The 18,510-nt window shown below is 66.7% G+C and carries 19 protein-coding genes; 7 read left to right on the top strand and 12 right to left on the bottom strand.

The genetic code is table 11. The annotated features are described in order from the left end of the window. The first annotated feature begins 131 nt into the window (after positions 1-131). Entirely contained in the window at positions 132-377 is a 246-nt protein-coding gene (locus tag ACIIOY_RS07455) for a DUF6894 family protein (protein WP_411034011.1), read from the top strand. Here the strand turns inward: ACIIOY_RS07455 and ACIIOY_RS07450 are convergent. Continuing rightward, complete coding sequence (locus ACIIOY_RS07450) at positions 355-1,065, bottom strand: Crp/Fnr family transcriptional regulator (RefSeq protein ID WP_411034010.1); 711 nt, start codon at positions 1,063-1,065, stop codon at positions 355-357. The two genes, ACIIOY_RS07455 and ACIIOY_RS07450, sit on opposite strands and share 23 nt — an antisense overlap. Before the next feature lie 294 nt (positions 1,066-1,359). On the opposite strand from ACIIOY_RS07450, the gene katE reads away from it, so the two are divergent. Further along, positions 1,360-3,477: a catalase gene (katE, locus tag ACIIOY_RS07445; protein WP_411034009.1), complete on the top strand. Its 2,118-nt coding sequence runs from the start codon at positions 1,360-1,362 to the stop codon at positions 3,475-3,477. 39 nt (positions 3,478-3,516) lie between these two features. Here the strand turns inward: katE and ACIIOY_RS07440 are convergent, their stop codons facing one another. After that, positions 3,517-4,071: a DNA-3-methyladenine glycosylase gene (locus ACIIOY_RS07440; RefSeq protein WP_411034008.1), complete on the bottom strand. Its 555-nt coding sequence runs from the start codon at positions 4,069-4,071 to the stop codon at positions 3,517-3,519. A gap of 41 nt (positions 4,072-4,112) precedes the next feature. Next, on the bottom strand, positions 4,113-5,261 hold the full coding sequence (locus ACIIOY_RS07435; protein WP_411034007.1) for a helix-turn-helix domain-containing protein: 1,149 nt from the start codon (positions 5,259-5,261) through the stop codon (positions 4,113-4,115). 153 nt (positions 5,262-5,414) lie between these two features. Here ACIIOY_RS07435 and ACIIOY_RS07430 point away from each other — a divergent pair, with 153 nt between their 5' ends. Next, positions 5,415-6,074: a DUF6766 family protein gene (locus tag ACIIOY_RS07430; protein WP_411034006.1), complete on the top strand. Its 660-nt coding sequence runs from the start codon at positions 5,415-5,417 to the stop codon at positions 6,072-6,074. A gap of 100 nt (positions 6,075-6,174) precedes the next feature. On the opposite strand, the gene ACIIOY_RS07425 is transcribed toward ACIIOY_RS07430, so the two are convergent. The 7 genes from ACIIOY_RS07425 to ACIIOY_RS07395 all read right to left on the bottom strand — a co-directional run bounded on the left by ACIIOY_RS07425 (position 6,175) and on the right by ACIIOY_RS07395 (position 12,006). Next, positions 6,175-6,426 (bottom strand): YMGG-like glycine zipper-containing protein, encoded by a 252-nt coding sequence (locus tag ACIIOY_RS07425; protein ID WP_411034005.1) that lies wholly within the window; start codon positions 6,424-6,426, stop codon positions 6,175-6,177. Between the two features lie 157 nt (positions 6,427-6,583). After that, positions 6,584-7,180 carry a general stress protein gene (locus ACIIOY_RS07420; RefSeq protein ID WP_411034004.1) on the bottom strand — a complete coding sequence of 199 codons (597 nt, stop codon included), beginning with the start codon at positions 7,178-7,180 and terminating at the stop codon, positions 6,584-6,586. A gap of 22 nt (positions 7,181-7,202) precedes the next feature. Then, entirely contained in the window at positions 7,203-7,520 is a 318-nt protein-coding gene (locus ACIIOY_RS07415; protein WP_411034003.1) for a PepSY domain-containing protein, read from the bottom strand. Between the two features lie 96 nt (positions 7,521-7,616). Further along, positions 7,617-8,381, bottom strand: a complete 765-nt coding sequence (budC, locus tag ACIIOY_RS07410; protein WP_411034002.1) for a meso-2,3-butanediol dehydrogenase — start codon at positions 8,379-8,381, stop codon at positions 7,617-7,619. 86 nt (positions 8,382-8,467) lie between these two features. Continuing rightward, entirely contained in the window at positions 8,468-9,571 is a 1,104-nt protein-coding gene (locus tag ACIIOY_RS07405; RefSeq protein ID WP_411034001.1) for an AI-2E family transporter, read from the bottom strand. 166 nt (positions 9,572-9,737) lie between these two features. Continuing rightward, positions 9,738-10,430 (bottom strand): DUF72 domain-containing protein, encoded by a 693-nt coding sequence (locus ACIIOY_RS07400; RefSeq protein ID WP_411034000.1) that lies wholly within the window; start codon positions 10,428-10,430, stop codon positions 9,738-9,740. Positions 10,431-10,509: 79 nt separating this feature from the next. Next, positions 10,510-12,006: a sensor histidine kinase gene (locus ACIIOY_RS07395; protein ID WP_411033999.1), complete on the bottom strand. Its 1,497-nt coding sequence runs from the start codon at positions 12,004-12,006 to the stop codon at positions 10,510-10,512. A 278-nt stretch (positions 12,007-12,284) separates the two neighbouring features. Between ACIIOY_RS07395 and ACIIOY_RS07390 the strand changes: the two genes are divergently transcribed. Further along, entirely contained in the window at positions 12,285-12,542 is a 258-nt protein-coding gene (locus ACIIOY_RS07390) for a hypothetical protein (protein WP_411033998.1), read from the top strand. A 247-nt stretch (positions 12,543-12,789) separates the two neighbouring features. Here ACIIOY_RS07390 and ACIIOY_RS07385 read toward each other — a convergent pair whose 3' ends face one another. Continuing rightward, entirely contained in the window at positions 12,790-13,440 is a 651-nt protein-coding gene (locus tag ACIIOY_RS07385) for a GntR family transcriptional regulator (protein WP_411033997.1), read from the bottom strand. Positions 13,441-13,630: 190 nt separating this feature from the next. Here ACIIOY_RS07385 and ACIIOY_RS07380 point away from each other — a divergent pair, with 190 nt between their 5' ends. The 3 genes from ACIIOY_RS07380 to ACIIOY_RS07370 all read left to right on the top strand — a co-directional run bounded on the left by ACIIOY_RS07380 (position 13,631) and on the right by ACIIOY_RS07370 (position 18,019). Further along, a complete protein-coding gene (locus ACIIOY_RS07380) occupies positions 13,631-15,022 on the top strand; it encodes a malonyl-CoA decarboxylase (protein WP_411033996.1) in 1,392 nt (463 codons plus the stop codon). A 23-nt stretch (positions 15,023-15,045) separates the two neighbouring features. Then, positions 15,046-16,566 carry a malonate--CoA ligase gene (locus ACIIOY_RS07375; RefSeq protein WP_411033995.1) on the top strand — a complete coding sequence of 507 codons (1,521 nt, stop codon included), beginning with the start codon at positions 15,046-15,048 and terminating at the stop codon, positions 16,564-16,566. Positions 16,567-16,678: 112 nt separating this feature from the next. After that, on the top strand, positions 16,679-18,019 hold the full coding sequence (locus tag ACIIOY_RS07370) for an SLC13 family permease (protein ID WP_411033994.1): 1,341 nt from the start codon (positions 16,679-16,681) through the stop codon (positions 18,017-18,019). Positions 18,020-18,066: 47 nt separating this feature from the next. Here the strand turns inward: ACIIOY_RS07370 and ACIIOY_RS07365 are convergent. Next, on the bottom strand, positions 18,067-18,510 hold a 444-nt coding region (locus ACIIOY_RS07365; RefSeq protein ID WP_411033993.1), incomplete at its 5' end, for a formyltetrahydrofolate deformylase.

Here is an 18,510-nt window from a genome sequence, read left to right as displayed (position 1 = left end):
CGTTTCGGGAAGGAACGACGCACGGCGGGGGAGGTTGCGGTACGCTAGCGTACAAAGGCCGCCGAAGAAGGAATGGAACACATGGCCTCTTCGTTAGTCGGTAGGGCAAGCCAATCGACATAGAGGCGAACATGGGCCGCTACTTCTTTCACATCTGCAGCCGGAACGAACGGATCGAGGATCTGGAGGGCGAGGATTTCGATACGGTGCAGGCCGCGCTCGCCGAGGCGCGGATCGCCGCCCGCGAGATCCTGGCGGACGACATCCTGAAGGGCCAGACGGACGAAACGCGCCGGTTCGAGATCGTCGACAGCCAGGGGCACCTCGTCGCGCGGGTCCCGTTCAGCGAGGCGCTCAGCCACCCGGCCGATCGGTGATCGGGCCGATGAGCCGTTCGTATTCCTTCTCGCATTCGCCGTAGGCGTCCCGGGCGAAGGCCTCGAGGCCCGCCCGGTCGCGCACGATGACGAGGCCGCGCTCGGAATAGATCAGCTTCTTGCCTTCGAGGACGTGAAGCGCCGTCGTCACGCTCGGACGACGCACGGCGAGCATGATCGACAGGAACTCGTGCGTCAGGCCGATCTCCTCTCCGTCCGTGCGGTCGTGGCACATGAGGATCCAGCGTGCCAGACGCTCGTCGATATGGTGCACCGCATTGGAGAGGGCGGTATAGGCGTGCTGAACGGCAAGCGCCTGGGCGTAGCGGGCAAAGAGGCTCTTTGCCTCGCCGTCCTTCCCGATCGCCGCCTTCAGGGCCGAGACCGGGATCCGATAGGCCTCTCCCTGCATCTGCATGAAGACGGAGAAGGGATCGACGTCCGCATCGAGGATGGCGGCGGTGGGACACATGCCGTCCCTGCCGATGATGCCGATCTCGGTATGCTGGCCTTCGGGAGACCGGACGACGACGGAGGCGATGCCGCTTTCGAAGAAATAGGCGTGCTCCATCGCCTGATGGGGAGACGACAGCTGATAGGAGCGGGGAAGCTGGACATGCTCCAGCTGGGGTTCAAGCCGCGCCCGACTCCGTGTCGGCAAACGCCGAAGCAGGTTGTTCCGAAACATGCCCTGCCGACCTTCCCCCATTGAACATTCCCGTGCGGTTCCGCGACCGCAAATCTGCCGAAGGCCCCGGTCTCAATGGTCGTCCATCTATGACCATAAAATCGGGGAAACAACCCGGCACCGGGCGTCGGTACGGTAGCGGACAGAGCGGCCGGGACGATGTTCGCGTCGTCTTGACCGCTGTCGCGCTGCGGGAACGGCGCCCTGCGGCGCCGCCATAAGTTGCGCGGATCGGAGGAACAAGGCGGGTGCTGATCGGTTAGGGCAGCGCGAAACGATCCCGAGGAGATTTCCATGGCCAAGAAAGCGACTCCCAGCACGAAGATGAAAGAGGCGACCGTGCACGACCAGAAGCTCCACCGCGCAAATGGCGGCGAGCTGCACCAGATCGCCGGCGACGGCGGGCCGGTGCTGACGACGGCGCAGGGCGCACCGGTCGCCGACGACCAGAACACCCTTCGCGTCGGCGCGCGCGGGCCGGCGCTCATCGAGGACTTCCACTTCCGCGAGAAGATCTTCCACTTCGACCATGAACGCATTCCCGAGCGGGTGGTGCATGCCCGCGGCTACGGCGCCCATGGCTATTTCGAGACCTACGAGTCGCTTGCCGCCTACACGCGCGCCGACGTCTTCCAGCGCGCCGGGGAGAAGACCCCGGCCTTCGTGCGCTTTTCCACCGTCGCCGGCAGCAAGGGCTCGTTCGACCTTGCCCGCGACGTGCGCGGCTTCGCGGTCAAGATCTACACGAAGGAGGGCAACTGGGACCTCGTCGGCAACAACATACCGGTCTTCTTCATACAGGACGCCATCAAGTTTCCCGACATCATCCACGCCGTCAAACCCGAACCGGACCGGGCCTTCCCGCAGGCCCAATCCGCGCACGACAATTTCTGGGACTTCATCAGCCTGACGCCGGAAAGCATGCACATGATCATGTGGGTCATGTCGGACCGGGCCATCCCCCGCTCCTTCCGCTTCATGGAAGGTTTCGGCGTGCATACCTTCCGCTTCGTCAACGCCAGGGACGAAGCGACCTTCGTGAAGTTCCACTGGAAGCCGAAGCTGGGCCTCCAGTCGGTCGCCTGGAACGAGGCGGTCAAGATCAACGGCGCCGACCCGGACTTCCACAGGCGCGACCTCTGGCAGGCCATCCAGTCCGGCAACTTTCCGGAATGGGAGCTGTGCGTCCAGCTCTTCGACCAGGATTTCGCGGACGACTTCGCTTTCGACGTATTGGATCCGACCAAGATCATCCCGGAAGAGATCCTTCCGCCCAAGCCCGTCGGCCGCCTTGTCCTCGATCGCATGCCGGACAATTTCTTCGCCGAGACCGAGCAGGTCGCCTTCATGACGCAGAACGTGCCGCCGGGCATCGACTTCAGCAACGATCCGCTGCTGCAGGGCCGCAACTTCTCCTACCTCGACACGCAGCTGAAGCGCCTCGGCAGCCCGAACTTCACCCACCTGCCCATCAACGCGCCGAAGTGTCCCTTCGCGCATTTCCAGCAGGACGGGCACATGGCGATGCGCAACCCGTCCGGCCGGGTCAACTATCAGCCGAACTCGTGGGGCGAAGGCCCGCGCGAGTCCCCGCTTGCGGGCTACCGGCATTTCGCCTCCCCCGAGGCGGGGGAAAAGGTCCGGCTGCGGGCGGAGAGTTTTGCCGACCACTACAGCCAGGCGCGCCAGTTCTACATCAGCCAGACGCCGCCCGAGCAGCGGCACATCGCCATGGCGCTGACCTTCGAGCTCAGCAAGGTCGAGACGCCCGTCATCCGCGAGCGCATGGTCTCGCATCTCCTCAACATCGACGAAACGCTGGCCGGCAAGGTCGCCGCGGCCCTTGGCATCCACCCCATGCCGAAGCCCGCGCAGGCCGCGGTAAAGACCCGCGACGACCTCGAACCGTCGCCTGCCCTCAGCATCGTCGAACGCGGCCCGAACCGCTTCGAGGGCCGCAAGCTCGGCGTCCTCGTCACGGAGGGCGCCGACCGCGACCTCTTCACGGCGCTGGAAGCCGGCATCGCCGCCGAGAAGGCGGTGCTGGAGGTCATCGCGCCGAAGGTGGGCGGGGTAAGGATGTCGGACGGCAAGCCGCTCGCCGCGCAACAGATGATCGACGGGGGACCGTCGGTGCTCTACGACGCCGTCGTGGTGCTTGCCTCGACGGAGGGCGTTGCCGACCTCCTCAAGGAGGCGACCGCGCGTGACTTCGTCGCGGACGCCTTCGCCCATTGCAAGTTCATCGGCTATAGCGCGCCGGCCTTCGCCCTTCTCGAAAAGGCCGGCGTCGCCGGAGCGCTGGACGAGGGAACGGTGGAGCTCGGCGAGGCGGAGGCGGTCGCACCGTTCCTGCAATCGCTCGGCAAGCTGCGCGTATGGGCCCGCGAGCCTTCGGTGAAGCTGCCGTGAAGGGAACGAGCCCCGGCGTCCTGCCGGGGCCTGTCTCCGTCACGGGGAGACCCGCATCGGCTTGCTCAGATAGGGCGAGCCCTCGACCGCGAAGCGCCAGGGATGCTCCGCCGCCTTGGTGATCCCGATGCGCACGCCGCTTACCGACGCGAGCGCCTGGGCCGGCAACGCCACGAGGAACGGCGGCTTAAGCAGCGAAAGGCCGTTCATCGCGCCGGTGACGGCGAGCGCCCGGCACAGGTTGCCCGGCCCCGCGCACAGCCTTCTCGGCAGGTCGAGGCCGCGGCGGGCAGCCATCCTTTCCAGGCCGTGCGTGGGCTGCAACGCCCGGATCAGCACCGCGCTGCCCGGCTCGCAGACGAAATTGAGGCACCAGTGCAGGCCGTAGGACCGGTAGACGTAAGCGTGCGCCGGCGCGCCGAACATCGCGGCGTTCGCCGCGGTCTGTCCCCGATAGCTGTGCGAAGCCTCGTCATCCTTCCGGTAGGCCTCCGTCTCCACGATGAGGCCGCCGACGCCGTCGACCAACAGGCAAGCCCCCAGAAGATCGGGAGCGACGGCGACGGCATCCCGGTCGAAGAACTGTCTGTCCATGCCTTACCCGTCCGCCCTTCCCCCAATGCAGGTCGCCGGCCTCACACCTGCTTCGCGCGCCTTTGCCACGACCGCTCCTCTCCCGCCGGCGCGCCGGCATGCAGGGCAAAGCCCATGATGCGCCGGTACTCCTCTTCCGGCACACCATAGCTGTCGCCGGCAAAGGCAAGAAGCCCTTCGCGGTTGACGATCACGACCTCGCTGCGCAGCGAGCGGATCAGGCGTTCTCCTTCGAGGATGTGCAGGACGTTCGTCACGCCGGGCCGCCGGACACCCAGCATGACGGAAAGGTAGTTGTGCGTCAGCGTGAAGGAATTGCCGTCGACGCGGTCGTCCACCATCAGCAGCCAGCGCGCGAGCCGCCGTGCCAGGTCGTACCTGCCGTTCGCAAGCGCCGTATAGCTGACCTGGATGCCGAGAGAGCGACCGAACCGCCCGGCCATCTGGCGCAGCGCCGGGAACCTTGCCATCGCTCCGGCGAAATCCTCCGCCGGCATCACCAGGGCGGTGCCGGAAATCTGGTTCACCATCTCATAGGGGCTCCAGCTGTCCCCGCTCGCCAGCCCGAAGCCGGTAAAGCCCTCCCGGCCGATCAGCCCCGTCTCGATGCTGATGCCGCGCGGCGAGTGGGCGATCATCGAGATGACGCAGTCTATCGGGAAATAGACCTCCCGGACGGGCCGGTTCCTTTCCTCGATGGCGGCGCCCTGCCCCAGCGAGACGGAGCGCAGGAGAGGCGCGATCTCCCGCAGGTCCGCCTCCGGAAGGGCGTTCAGGATGCGGTTCCGGCCCGCCGCCAGCAGGGACGGCATCGGCCGGCTGACGAGCCCGAAGAGCGCCGCCTCCAGGCTGCGGTCGTCGAACGGTTTTTCAAGCAGGCCCCTGTCGGCGTAGCGATAGGGAATGATGTCGCGGCCGTATCCCGTCGCCAGCACGAACGGAAGGGCGCGGCGCGCAAGCTCGTCGGCAAGCGGGAAAACCATCCGTCCGCCGAGATTGACGTCGAGAAGCGCGCCGGAAAGATCAGGCTCGCTGTCGAGGAGGGCAAGGGCATCCTCCGCCGAGGCGGCCGGCCCCACCGCATCCACGCCCATGGCCTTCAGCCGGGTGATCAGGTCGGTGACGACGAGATAGTCGTCTTCGACGACCAGGATGCGCTTGCCCGCCAGGGGGTTTTCGGCAATGGACATCGATGCCTCCCGTGAACGGTCCCGTGCAAGAGAGGTGAACCGCCGAGCGCGCAGATGGTTCCCGGCGGCGCCTCGCACGCGCCGGCGCCAAGGAACTTAGTCGCCGGAAAGAGGTTCCCCGACGACAGGAAACGACCGTGCCGGGAGGGACCCATGAGGCCGTTGAGAGACACCAGCCTGACCATCGTGCTGACCGCCGCGACCTTGGCGACGCTGGCCGGCATGGTGATGACGGGGCTGTCGGTTCACAACGAGGAGCTGCTGCAGCATCACCGGCCCGCCGTCACCCTCATGGCCTACATGGCGAGCGGCCATTTCCTCTCTGCCGTCTTCGAGAACTGGGAAAGCGAGTTCCTGCAGATGTCGGCCTATGTGGTGCTGACGGCCTTCCTCTTCCAGCGGGGCTCGGCGGAATCGAAGGATCCCGATGCCGAGGCCGAACAGGACGAGGACCCCGCGGCCCACGCCGACGATCCGGACGCGCCGCTTCCGGTGCGCCTCGGCGGGCTGCCCCGCACGCTTTACTCCTACTCGCTGGGCATCGCGCTCATCGTCCTCTTCCTTCTCAGCTTCGCCCTTCATCTGCACAACAGCGCGGCGGCCGAGGCGGTCGAGGCATTGAGCCACGGCCAGCCGGCCCCCACGGTCTGGCAGCACGCCGGCAGCGCGAAATTCTGGTTCGAGTCCTTCCAGAACTGGCAGTCCGAGTTCCTTTCGACCGCCGTGCTCGTGGTCCTCTCGATCTTCCTTCGCTTCCGCCACTCGCCGGAATCGAAACCCGTCGCAGCGCCCCACTCCAAGACCGGAGGATAGGGACAAGCCCGCCGGGACGGCAAGGCGGCGTAAAAAAACATCTGCGCATGTCCCCGACGGGACATGCGCAGATGCGCCAGCCCATGCGCGTCGCTCAGATTCAGCAGCGATCGATATAGCGGCGACCGTAGCGGTCACGATAGTAGCACTGGCCGGGCTGGTCCTCGACGCTGCCGATCAATGCGCCGGCCACCCCGCCGACGGCGGCGCCGACCGCCGCGCCGCGGACATTGCCGGTCGCAACCCCGCCCACGACCGCACCCGTCGCAGCGCCGACGCCGGCGCCTCGTTCCGTTGCCGTGCAGGCGGCGAGCGAAAGACCGATGCACGCGATAAGGATCATCTTCTTCATTGTAACCTCCCTGTTTCGACGACCTACTAACCCGTGTACCGGGTGTAGGTTCCGTCGAAAGCCGGGATTGCCGCGCCCGCAAGGCTGCGAGGGCCCCGCAAACGGAGAAGAGCGGCCGAAGGGCCGCTCTTCCGTGACGGGGCTACAAGCCTTCCGCTCAGCGCCGGTAGCGCAGGCGCTCCTGCTCGATTTCGGAGGGTCCGTAGGGGTCGAGCGTTTCGTCGAAGCGCGTCCAGCCCTGCTCGGTATAGGCGGTGCGGCGCTCGACGGGATCGACCCGGTTGGACTGGCTCAGGATCGCCTCGGCTTCCGGATAGATGCTCTCGTCGACGCGCGCGGTGACGAGCGTTCCGCCCCGGCGCACGCCTTCGGCATAGACATGCGCATGCTCTTCCGGCACGCCGGATTCCGTCATGGCGCCGATCAGGCCGCCCGCCGCGCCGCCCGCGACCGCGCCGGCGGCGGCCCCTGCGGCGGTGGCGGCGAGCCATCCGGCGGCAACCACCGGCCCGACGCCCGGAATGGCCATGACGCCGAGCCCGGTCAGAAGACCGCCGACGCCGCCGACGGCCGCCCCGATGCCGGCACCCGCGCCGGCGCCCTCGGCGGCATTCGACTCGCGCGTGTAGCGGTCATCGACATTGTTCGAGACGATGCTGATGTCGTCCGAGGGGATGCCGCGCGCTTCCAGGGCGCTGACGGCGGCGCTCGCGTCGGCATAGTCGTCGAAAAGTCCAGTAGCCGTTTTCTTCATGGGAGTTTCCTCGATGTTGGAGTCAGTTGGCGGTGATGTTGCCCTGGTAGTCGAGCGCGACGTTGAAGGACTTGCCGTCCTTCATCGCCGTGCCGCGCCATACGCCCTTGTCGTCGAGCTTCAGCCCCGTGACGTCGGCATAGCCTGCCTCGACGATGCGCTCGCGCGCCTGGTCTTCGGTGAAGCTGTTCGCCCCTTCGACCGGCGCGGTGGCGTTCTTGCTGTCGGGGGTCGCGACAGCCGGCGTATCGCCGTCGGTGGCCGGCGCCGTCGACGTCTGCGCAAGGGCGGCAAGGGTGGATGCGCCGACGAACGCGGCGGTAATGAGTAGCTTGTTCATGATGTCGTCCTCGTTTCACGCCTTGGAAGGCATTGTGCAAACCGAGCGGACGGCGTTTGGTTCCTTGAAATTTCCGGCAAACGAAAAGGCGGGCCGTCAGACCTGCCTCGGCTGGCCGTTCGACGCGGTGAGCCCGCCGTCCACCGGCAGGATGGCGCCGGTGACGAAACGCGCGTCCTCGCTCGCGAGGAACGCGATCACCCCTGCGATGTCATCGGGCTCGGCATAATGGCGCAGGGGAATGCGGTCGACGAACGCGGCGATCAGGTCCTCGTCCGAAAACATCTCCTCGGTCATGCGCGTGCGGGTCAGCGTCGGCGCGACGGCGTTGACCCGCACGCCCCTTTCCCCGTAGTCCAGCGCGAGCGCGCGGGTGAAATTGGCGATGCCGCCTTTCGCGAGATTGTAGACGGACATTCCCCAGTCGCCGCCAAGCCCGGAGACGGAATCGACGTTGACGATCGCGCCCTTCGTCTTCACGAGATGGGGCAGCGCGCTTCGGCAGCCGAAGAAGACCCCGTCGACGAGCGTTCCCATCACGTGCCGATAGTCTTCGGTGGCGATATCGGTGACGTCGCCCTGCACGATGGTGCCGGCATTGTTGACGAGGACGTCGAGCCGGCCGAAGCGTTCGACGGCGACGCCGATCAGTTCCGCGACCGCCTCCTCGTCGCCGACGTCGGTTATCTGGATGAGCGTGCGGTCGCCGTCGAGGTCGGCCGCCACCCGCCGAAGGTCCGTCTCCGTGCGTGAGGCCAGCACCACGTTCGCGCCCTCCGAGGAGAAGCGCCGGGCCGTCGCCTCCCCGATGCCGGAACTCGCGCCGGTGACGACCACCGTCTTCTCCGAAAAGCGTGCCATGGCTGCGCTCCTTTCGCCTTCAGGGACAGCCTTTCGAATTCACACCGTCCGCATATGTTCCATGGCGCCTCGCGGGGCCTGTGCCCCTATTCGTCCTGCGGCAAGGCCGGCTGCGTCACGGTGCTCCTCGCCGGCCCGGGATCGTCCTCCGGGAAATGCCGCTCCGCCACGAAGATCGACCAGGCGGCGATGAAGAGCGCGGCCACCAGCGGCCCGATGACGAAGCCGTTGATGCCGATCAGCGAGATGCCGCCGATCGTGGAGATCAGCACCACATAGTCGGGCAGCTTCGTTTCCTGCCCCACGAGCGGCGGACGCAGCAGATTGTCGACGAGGCCGATCACGAAGACGCCGACGAGGCTCAGGACAACGGCCTGCCCCCACAGCCCCGAGAGGGCGAGGTAGGCCGCGGCGGGCACCCAGACCAGCGCGGCGCCCACGGCCGGAAGCAGCGACAGGATGCTCATCGCCACGCCCCAGAGCAGGGCGGGCTTGAGGCCGAGCGCCCAGAAGGCGACGCCGCCGATCAGGCCCTGGATGATGGCTATGATCACGTTGCCGCGCACGGTGGCGCGCACGACGGACGTGAACTTGGACGCGAACTGCTGCGTGTGATTGTCGCTCAGCGGGATTGCCCGCCGGACGGCCTGCGCCAGCTCGCGTCCGTCACGGAACAGGAAGAAGAGCAGATAGAGCATGATGCCGAAGGCCAGGAAGAACGCGACGGTATTCTGGCCGAAGCTGAGCGCCCGCCCCGCGAAGAAACCGCCGCCGCCGAGAAGGGCCGACGACAGGTTTTCGCGCAGCTGGGCAAACCCTTCCGTGTCGATCGCCTCGATGCGGTCCCTGATGAAGGCCGGCAGCGCATCCTGGAGGCTCTGCCAGAGGCCCGGAAGGTCTATCGCGCCGCTCTGCACGTTCTGGTAGAGCTGCGTCGCCTGCCGGACGAGGGCGCTCAGCACCACGAGGCCGGGCACGATCACGAGGCAGAGGCAGGTAAGGACGGAGATGCCGGCGGCGACGTTCCTGTAGCCGCCGAGGCGCCGGCCGATCCTGGCATGGAACGGGTAGAAGATGATCGCGAAGATCACCGCCCACAGAATGGCCGAGTAAAACGGCAGCACGACCGCGATGAAGGCTATCGTCACGAGCGTCAACATGACGATGAAGCCGATGCGCTGAGCGAGCATTTCCTTCCCCTCCGGATGCATGTTTTGTCACGCGGGCCCGGGCCCTCGCGGGTCCCGGCGGCACGCGGCGGCGGACAAGGCGGCTTCCCGCCGCCTCGCCCGGCTCCCTCCCAACATAGGGCTCGCCCGTCGACGGCTCCAGGGCCGGCCCCTTCAAACCCTCGTATCAGAGCAGGTCCAGCATCGTCAGCGCGTTTTCGATCGCGGCACCGGATGCCGTGTTGTCGAAAACGCACCAGCTGTCGGGGGCAAGCAGCCTTGCGAACGCCCGGATCTCCTCTTCCGTGTAGCTGGAATAATAGACTTTCGGCTTCCCGTGCAGGCGGACGTAGCAGGGCGGATCGGCAAACGCGGCGGACGGCCAAACCAGTGCGGGATCCGCCAGGACCCGGTCGATCGCGTACCGCCGAAGCAACGGCACGACCCGTTCCGACGCCCAGCTCGCATGCCGCACCTCGATGACGATCCGGCCCGGATCCGCGCTGCGCATCACGTCGAACGCACGCTCCATGACGTCCGGATCGAAAGCCAGGGACGGCGGGAGCTGGCAAAGCAGGGGGCCGCGCTTTTCGCCGAGGGGCGCGATGTCCTGAAGGAATGTCCCGAACGGCGCGCCGATGTCCTTCATCGCCCTGGTATTGGTGATCTCCCTCGGGATCTTGACGGCGAACCGGAAGCCTTCGGGCACGGCTTGCGCCCACCGGGCGAAGGTCGAGGGCTTGTGGCGGCGGTAGAAGGTCGAGTTGACCTCCACCCCGTCGAAGACCGAGGCATATCGCGAAAGCCCGCTTCCCTCCGCGGTAAAGCGGCCGGCGACGGTTTTCGGGATCGACCAGGCAGCGGTGGCGACGACCGGCAAATCGAATTTCCTCCTTTGCCGGACACGAGCGCGGCACATGCACGCTAACCGGCAAGCCGGCGCCCGGTTCCGAACCGGTCTATCCGCTTGCCGGGAACGTCATGCTGACCGTGGTGCCGGCCGAGGCGTCGATGTCCAGCGTGCCGCCGATCTGCGCGGCGAAACCGCCGACGAGCTTGCTGCCCATGCCTTTGCGCGCCGTCTCGGGGGAATAGCCGGGGCCGTCGTCCTTGAACACGAGCCGGGCCCTGCCGCCGTCGGCGGTCAATCGCACCGACAGGTGCCCTTGCCGCTTGTCGAAGGCGTATTTGAACGCGTTCGACACGACCTCGTTGACGATGAGGCCGATCGGAAGCCCGTGATCCCTTTCCACCCTGACGGGCTCCAGCTTCAGCTCGATGTCCACGTTGCCGGGAAAGCCCTTGGCGATCTCCCTGACAAGGCGCTCGACGTAGGGGGCGAGCTCGAGCTGGTCGAACTGGTCGGATTCGTAGATCTGCTCATGGACGGCGATCATCGCCGCGATGCGGCGCGACATGTCCGCCTTGCTTTCCTCCGGCAGAGGCTGCATCCGCAAGAGCGATGCGACGGCCTGGAGATTGTTCTTCACCCGGTGATGAATCTCGCGCAGCAGGAATGCGTTCCGCTCGAGCGCCTGCTCCAGCTGCGCGCGGCGCATGCCGTCCCTGCGCAAAAGGCTGGCGATCCACAGCGTGCCGAGCACCATGACCGCAACCGTCGGCACGCCGATCACGAGCCCGCCCAGGAGGCTGCTGCGGAAATATTCGAGGGCCTCGCCGCGCTCCACGCCCGTGGTCGCCACCAGCGGCCAGTTCTCCACCTTGCGGTAGCCGACGATCCGCGAGATGCCGTCGGCGGGGGATGCGGAGCTGTGGTAGAACCCGCTCGGCTGCCGGGGCAGGTAGTCGGCAAACAGCGGCGTGCCGCTGAAATCCATCGAGCGGTCGAGCTGGGGATGGCGGGCGATCAGCCAGCCGTCCGTGCGGATGGCCGAAACCGTCGAGTGCGGCCCCAGCTCCATCGCGCTCCAGAACTCGTCCATCGTCCTGGTGGGGATGGCGATGCTCGCCGCGCCGTGAAACGCGTTGGCGCGCGAGATGCGCCGCGCGATGACGAACACCTGCTCCCCGCTCAGGCGCTCTTCGAGCTGCGGCGAGATGACGACCATCTCGCCGGCCTTCAGCCGCTGGAAATACTCGCGGTCGGAGACGTCGATGCCGATCGCCTCGGGCACGCTGGACAGCCTCAGGCGGCCGGTCTCGTCGTAGACCGAATACTGGAACCCTTCCGGCAGGTCGCCGACGGCCTGCCGGATGTCGGCGATCGCACCGGCGGAGACCCCGACCGGATCGTCCGCGAGCGCGGAATCGATGCGCCTGAGAGCCTGGTCGCTCGCCTCGATCATCCATTCGAGGTGCGCCGCCACGATCTGCGCGGAAGACGTCGCCTTGGCTTCGCCGGCCCGCAAGGCCGCCGAATAGCTTTGCCAGGTCATCAGCGCCGCAAGCGCCGCGATCGCCGCCAGCAGGAAGGCCGCAAATCCGATCGCAGCCAAAGGGGTGCCGATGACAAAGCTCCAGCCCCGTGAGCGAACCTCCTCAGCCGACACGCCTCTCCCCCAACTCCACGCACACCCGGTTCGACCGATCCGGCCACGAGCCTATTCTTCTTCCATGAGGAAAGAAATCGCTTTCGTCCCGATCCGCCGTCCCTCGACGGAAAAGACCGGGCCGCACCCGCCTCGTACCGGTCGAAATCGTTCGCGAACGCGCTACATCGCCATGCACCGGCGTCGCGAGGCGGCCGGTTTCCCGTGGGTCGAGAAAGTGGCAGATGCGTTTTTCCTTTCCCCATAGCCATGCCTTCCCCGGCGGCCGCGTCACCGTCGAGGATGCCGCGGCGGCGGAGGGTTCCTGCGTCGTGGAGTTCGGCGACGGCATCGTGCTGATCGGCGAATGGCGCCCGGCCGGCACGGACATCGAACTGGACGTCCCGGCCTACCGCACCGCGAAGGGAACGAAAATCGACGCGCGGCGCTGGCGCCTGGTTCAGGGCGGCGATGGCCTCTGGCGCTCGCAACGCGCAGGCTGACATGTACGATTGACGCGTCTTGGAAGCTGATACGACCCGGAGCCTGCTGAACTGCCTCAAGCGCCTTCCCTCGCCGGACACCCCGGCTTGATGGCGATCAGCCACATCGTCACCGCGACGATCCCCTCCAGCACGCGCCAGGCGGCTGGATTGGCGAGGACCGGCCGCTGCTTCGCCGCGCCATGGTTTTCGGCCGGAGCGTTTCGAGGTTGGGGAACGGCTCCGGCCCGGGGCAGGCCCGTTCCGCTTACTGCTTCGACATCGTCGCCACCAGGTCGCTGAAGCGCTCGCCCTGGATCCCGACATGCTGGCGCAGCAGCGTTCGCGCGCGCTCCGCATCCCCGGCAAGTATCGCCTCGACGATCCCCGCATGCTCGGCGAACGAGGTGGCGACGCGGTTGCGCACGCGCAGTTGGAGCCGGCGGTAGGGTTGCAGGCGGCGATGCAGCGCCACGCATTGGTCGTTGAGGAAGCCGCTGTGGCTGGCGGCGTAGATCGCCTTGTGGAAACGCTCGTTGTCATAATAGTAGGCGTCGGTGTCGTCGGCCGAGGACGAGCGCTGGCAATCCTCGTGCGCGGCGAGAATGGCGGCCCGATCGGCATCGGTCAGCCTGCGGGCCGCGAGCGATCCGGCCATGCCTTCCAGCTCCGCCATCACTTCGAACATCTCGAACACGCGATGGGGACCGGGGTCGATCACGACCGCGCCGCGCCGCGGACGGATCTCCACGAGGCCGATGGCGTTCAACTGCATCAGGGCCTCCCGGACGGGCGTCCGCGACACGCCGAAACGCTTGGCGAGCTGCATCTCGTCCAGGCGCTCCCCGGGAGCAAACGTGTGGGAGATGATTCCGTTTTCTAGCTCGTCCCGCAGGCGCTGGACAACGTTTTCCGACATTCTCGAAGCCTCTTCCATTCACAAAAGCATTTCTTGCATGCAAGATTATTGACATTGCGTACAAGGCGGCGTATCCAAGCTACCATCAATTGGCAGTCGCACACAATCGAACCGGCATCTGCATCTGCGCGTCCCTTGAGGCTCGCGCGGATTGCCGCCGGCCCGGTTTCGGTCTGCGGGAGGAGTCTGCATGGCGGGAATGTCGTTCTTCAGTGACATGCTGCAAAGCATTACCGAGCGCGGCCGCCGGCTGCTCGCCTCCGGCGAGCCGAGCACCCGGATGGAGGCCGAAAAGGACATCTCCACCCTCTGCAAGACGCTGCTGTCCAGCCGCGGCGAAGCATCCGGCATGGCGCTCGCCGCCGAAATCCTGGAGCGGTGGTCGGCCCTCGACGCGGCCGGCCGGCAGGATTTCGTGCGCATGCTCTACGAGGAGTTCGGCCCCGACACGCTCCGCCTGGAGCGCGCCATCGAGAACTACCGTGACGACAAGAGCTCGGACGCGGTCATCGAACTGCACCGCGCCGCCGAGCCGCAGCGCCAGGAGCTGGTGCGGCGCCTCAATCTGGCGCCGGGCGGCACGGCAAAGCTCGTCGAGATGCGCCAGAACCTTCTTGCCATGAAGGACATGAGCGAGCAGTTCCGCGCGGTCGATGCGGACTTCTCGCATCTCTTTAGCTCCTGGTTCAACCGCGGGTTCCTCACGCTCAGGCCGATCGACTGGTCGACGCCGGCCGACATCCTGGAGAAGGTGATCAGGTACGAGGCGGTGCACGAGATCGCCGGCTGGGAGGAGCTTCGCCGCCGCCTGGTGCCGACCGACCGGCGCTGCTTCGCCTTCTTCCATCCCCGCCTGGCGGACGATCCGCTGATCTTCGTCGAGGTCGCGCTCACCACATCCATTCCCTCGGCCATCGCGGACGTGCTCAACGAAAACCGTTCGCCGATCGTGGCGAACGAGGCGTCGACCGCGGTTTTCTACTCGATCTCCAACTGCCAGGACGGGCTGCGGGGCATCTCCTTCGGCAATTTCCTCATCAAGCAGGTGGTCGAGGACCTGCGGCGCGAGCTGCCGGGATTGAAGACCTTCGTGACGCTGTCGCCGGTTCCCGGATTTGCCGGCTGGCTGTCGCGGCTGCGCAAGGCGGCGGACTCCGATCTCGACGGGCACACCCGCGACACGCTCGCGCTCCTGGACGATGCGGCATGGGCCGACGATCCGGCGAAGGTGCGCGCGGTCGAGCCCGTGCTGATGCCGCTTGCGGCGCGCTACCTGTCGAAGGAACGTTCCGACGGCCGCCGGCCGGTCGACCCGGTCGCGCGGTTCCATCTCGGCAACGGCGCCCGCCTCGAGCGGCTGAGCTTCCTTGCGGACCGCTCCGCCAAGGCCATGCGGCAGTCGCACGGACTGATGGTCAACTATCTCTACAAGCTCGACGACATCGAGAAGAACCACGAGGCCCTTGCGCAGCACGGCCAGATCGCCGCATCGGCGGAGGTCAGGAGGCTGGCCGCGACGGGCCCCGCCGAGACCGGAGGCGGCGCGGGCCGCCGACGCCAGGACGAAAAGCAAAGTGCCTGACAAGGCACGCGGAGAGGAAATCCATGAGCAATCACCTGTTTGATGCCATCCGGGCATCGGCCGGGGCGGGCGGCGCCGTCTTCATCGAAACCGCCGACGGCCGGCGCTGGACCTACGGCGAAGCGCTGCGCGTCTCGGGGCAGATCGCCAGCGCGATCGACGTGCTCGGCGTCCGGCCGGGTGACCGCGTCGCCGTCCAGGTCGAGAAAAGCCCCCTTGCCCTGCTGCTCTATCTGGCCTGCCTGCGCAGCGGCGCGGTCTACCTGCCGCTCAACACGGCCTATACGCTGGCCGAGCTCGACTATTTCATCGGCGACGCCCATCCGCACCTCGTCATCGTGTCCTCGAAGGCACGTGCCGGCGTCGAGGCGATCGCGCGCAGCCACGGCGCGATCGTCGAGACGCTCGATGCCGATGGCGGCGGCTCCCTCATGGAACTCGCCGCGGACGAGCAAGCCGATTTCATCGACGCGGCCCGCGGGCCCGACGACCTCGCCGCCATCCTCTACACGTCCGGCACCACCGGCCGTTCGAAGGGGGCGATGCTGACCCACGACAATCTCTTGTCCAACGCCCTGGCGCTCCGGGACTGCTGGCGCGTGACGCCGGAGGACCGGCTGATCCATGCCCTGCCGATCTTCCACACGCACGGGCTCTTCGTCGCGACCAACGTGACGCTCATCGCCGGCTCGTCGATGTTTCTGCTGCCGAAGTTCGACCCGGCGGAAATCCTTTGCCTGATGCCGCGCTCGACGCTGATGATGGGCGTGCCCACCTTCTATGTGCGGCTGCTCCAGCACGAAGGGCTCGACCGGGCGGCGGCGGCCGGCATGCGGCTGTTCGTCTCCGGCTCGGCGCCGCTGCTTGCCGAGACCCACGCCTCGTTCGAGGAGCGCACCGGCCACGCCATCCTCGAACGCTACGGCATGACCGAAACCAACATGAACACGTCCAATCCCTATGAAGGCGAGCGCAAGGCCGGAACGGTCGGGTTCCCGCTGCCGGGCGTTTCCGTACGCGTGAGCGACCCGGCGACCGGCCGGGTGCTGGAGCCGGGCGAGACGGGGATGATCGAGATCAAGGGCCCCAACGTCTTCAAGGGCTATTGGCGCATGCCCGAAAAGACGGCGGCCGAGTTCACCAAAGACGGCTATTTCATCAGCGGCGACCTCGGCAAGTTCGACGAGGAGGGCTACCTCCACATCGTCGGCCGCGGCAAGGACCTCGTGATCTCGGGCGGCTACAACATCTATCCGAAGGAGGTCGAGAGCGAGATCGACCGGCTCGACGGCGTGGTCGAAAGCGCGGTCATCGGCGTCGCGCACCCGGAATTCGGCGAAGGCGTGACCGCCATCGTGGTGACGGAGCCGGGCGCCGCCCTGACGGAAAAGGCCGTCCTCGACGCCCTCGGCGACCGCCTTGCCCGCTACAAGCAGCCGAAAAGGATCATCTTCGCGCAAGAGCTTCCGCGCAACACCATGGGAAAGGTGCAGAAGAACCTGCTTCGCGACCGGTATCGCGATCTTTATCAGAAAGCGCCCTGACACCGGCACCAGCGTTCCCGCGTCGCGCCTGGGAGTGAGCCCGGCGCGGGCTGTTCCGTAACGATCAAGATGGAGAACGGGCGCCGCACGGCGTTTCCCGAGGGAGGAACATATGAATATCCAGATCTTATCGATCGTGCTCTTGGCCGGCATGTTCGTCGTCGCGACAATCCAGCCGATCAACATGGGGGCGCTCGCGTTCGCCTGCGCCTTCCTCGTCGGCTCGCTCATCATGGCGATGAAGGCGAGCGAGATCTTCGCGGGCTTTCCGAGCGATCTCTTCCTGACGCTGGTCGGCATCACCTACCTCTTCGCGATCGCGCAGATCAACGGCACGATCGACTGGCTGGTCGAGGGGGCCGTCAAGCTCGTCCGGGGGCATGTCGCCTGGATCCCCTGGGTGATGTTCCTCGTCGCCGCCGTCATTACCGGCTTCGGCGCGCTCGGTCCGGCGGCGGTCGCGATCCTCGCGCCGGTCGCGCTCGGCTTTGCGTTCCAGTACCGCATCAGCCCGGTCCTGATGGGCCTGATGGTCATTCACGGCGCCCAGGCGGGCGGCTTCTCCCCGATCAGCGTCTACGGCGGCATCACCAACCAGATCGTCGAGAAAGCCGGCCTGCCGCTTGCCCCGACGTCGCTGTTCCTTTCGAGCTTCTTCTTCAATCTCGGCATCGCGGTCGTCGTCTTCTTCGTCTTCGGCGGCTGGAAGAGCCTGCGTGAGGGCGCGCCCGCATCCGGCCCGCTTCCCGATCTTCATCCCGAAGGCGTGTCGCAGGCGATCGTCGGGCACGGCGGCACGCCGGCCTCCCCGATCAGCCATCACGTCTTCGACAGCCAGGCGAAGGAGGCGCCGCGCCTCACCTCGGAGAAGCTGACGACGCTGGTCGGCCTGACGGCCTTGGCGGTCGGCGCCCTCGTCTTCAAGTTCAACGTCGGCCTCGTGGCGATCACGGTCGCCGTCGCCCTGGCGCTGATGTCCCCGAAGACGCAGAAGGCGGCCATCGACAAGGTCAGCTGGTCGACCGTGCTGCTGATCTCCGGCATCATCACCTATGTCGGCGTCATGGAGAAAATCGGCACGATCGACTATGTCGCGGACGGCATTTCCAGCCTCGGCATGCCGCTTCTCGTCGCGCTGCTGCTGTGCTTCACGGGCGCCATCGTCTCCGCGTTCGCCTCGTCCACGGCGCTTCTCGGCGCGATCATCCCGCTGGCCGTGCCCTTCCTGCTGCAGGGGCAGATCAGCGCGGTCGGCGTGGTCGCCGCGATCGCGATCTCGACCACCATCGTCGACACCAGCCCGTTCTCGACCAACGGCGCGCTCGTCGTCGCCAATGCCCAGGATGCCGAGCGGGAGAGCGTATTGCGGTCGCTGCTCGTCTACAGCGCGGCGATCGCCCTGATCGGGCCGGTGGTCGCCTGGCTCGTGCTCGTCGTGCCGGGCCTGGTGTGAGCACACCCGAACGGTGGCGCCGCCCCCGGCGCCACCTTGCGGGGGGCTCACCCCATGCGTTCTGACTTGTAGGATCCGGGGCTTGGCGGGAAGACGATGGTCTTGTTGCCGTTCATGAAGACGCGGTGGTGGATATGGGCGTGCACGGCCCGCGCCAGCACCTGGCTCTCCACGTCCCGGCCGATCGACACGTAGTCCTCCGCCGACTGCGCATGCGTGATGCGCGCCACGTCCTGCTCGATGATCGGGCCCTCGTCCAGGTCTTCCGTCACATAATGCGCCGTCGCCCCGATCAGCTTCACCCCGCGCTCGAAGGCCTGCTTGTACGGGTTCGCACCCTTGAACGACGGCAGGAACGAGTGGTGGATGTTGATGATCCGCCCCGACATCTTCCTGCACACCGCATCCGACAGGACCTGCATGTAGCGGGCGAGCACGATCAATTCTGCGCCGGACTGCTCGACCACCTCCATCAGCCGGGCCTCGGCCTG

Source organism: Shinella agrisoli (assembly GCF_046557955.1).
Classification (GTDB): Bacteria; Pseudomonadota; Alphaproteobacteria; order Rhizobiales; family Rhizobiaceae; genus Shinella.
This window is presented reverse-complemented; position numbering and strand designations above follow the sequence as displayed.

Excerpts from the sequence above, each read along its gene's own strand:
- ACIIOY_RS07455 (WP_411034011.1), top strand. The coding sequence starts at position 132 with ATGGGCCGCTACTTCTTTCACATCTGCAGCCGGAACGAACGGATCGAG.
- ACIIOY_RS07450 (WP_411034010.1), bottom strand. The coding sequence starts at position 1,065 with ATGTTTCGGAACAACCTGCTTCGGCGTTTGCCGACACGGAGTCGGGCG.
- katE (WP_411034009.1), top strand. The coding sequence starts at position 1,360 with ATGGCCAAGAAAGCGACTCCCAGCACGAAGATGAAAGAGGCGACCGTG.
- ACIIOY_RS07440 (WP_411034008.1), bottom strand. The coding sequence starts at position 4,071 with ATGGACAGACAGTTCTTCGACCGGGATGCCGTCGCCGTCGCTCCCGAT.
- ACIIOY_RS07435 (WP_411034007.1), bottom strand. The coding sequence starts at position 5,261 with ATGTCCATTGCCGAAAACCCCCTGGCGGGCAAGCGCATCCTGGTCGTC.
- ACIIOY_RS07430 (WP_411034006.1), top strand. The coding sequence starts at position 5,415 with ATGAGGCCGTTGAGAGACACCAGCCTGACCATCGTGCTGACCGCCGCG.
- ACIIOY_RS07425 (WP_411034005.1), bottom strand. The coding sequence starts at position 6,426 with ATGAAGAAGATGATCCTTATCGCGTGCATCGGTCTTTCGCTCGCCGCC.
- ACIIOY_RS07420 (WP_411034004.1), bottom strand. The coding sequence starts at position 7,180 with ATGAAGAAAACGGCTACTGGACTTTTCGACGACTATGCCGACGCGAGC.
- ACIIOY_RS07415 (WP_411034003.1), bottom strand. The coding sequence starts at position 7,520 with ATGAACAAGCTACTCATTACCGCCGCGTTCGTCGGCGCATCCACCCTT.
- budC (WP_411034002.1), bottom strand. The coding sequence starts at position 8,381 with ATGGCACGCTTTTCGGAGAAGACGGTGGTCGTCACCGGCGCGAGTTCC.
- ACIIOY_RS07405 (WP_411034001.1), bottom strand. The coding sequence starts at position 9,571 with ATGCTCGCTCAGCGCATCGGCTTCATCGTCATGTTGACGCTCGTGACG.
- ACIIOY_RS07390 (WP_411033998.1), top strand. The coding sequence starts at position 12,285 with ATGCGTTTTTCCTTTCCCCATAGCCATGCCTTCCCCGGCGGCCGCGTC.
- ACIIOY_RS07385 (WP_411033997.1), bottom strand. The coding sequence starts at position 13,440 with ATGTCGGAAAACGTTGTCCAGCGCCTGCGGGACGAGCTAGAAAACGGA.
- ACIIOY_RS07380 (WP_411033996.1), top strand. The coding sequence starts at position 13,631 with ATGGCGGGAATGTCGTTCTTCAGTGACATGCTGCAAAGCATTACCGAG.
- ACIIOY_RS07375 (WP_411033995.1), top strand. The coding sequence starts at position 15,046 with ATGAGCAATCACCTGTTTGATGCCATCCGGGCATCGGCCGGGGCGGGC.
- ACIIOY_RS07370 (WP_411033994.1), top strand. The coding sequence starts at position 16,679 with ATGAATATCCAGATCTTATCGATCGTGCTCTTGGCCGGCATGTTCGTC.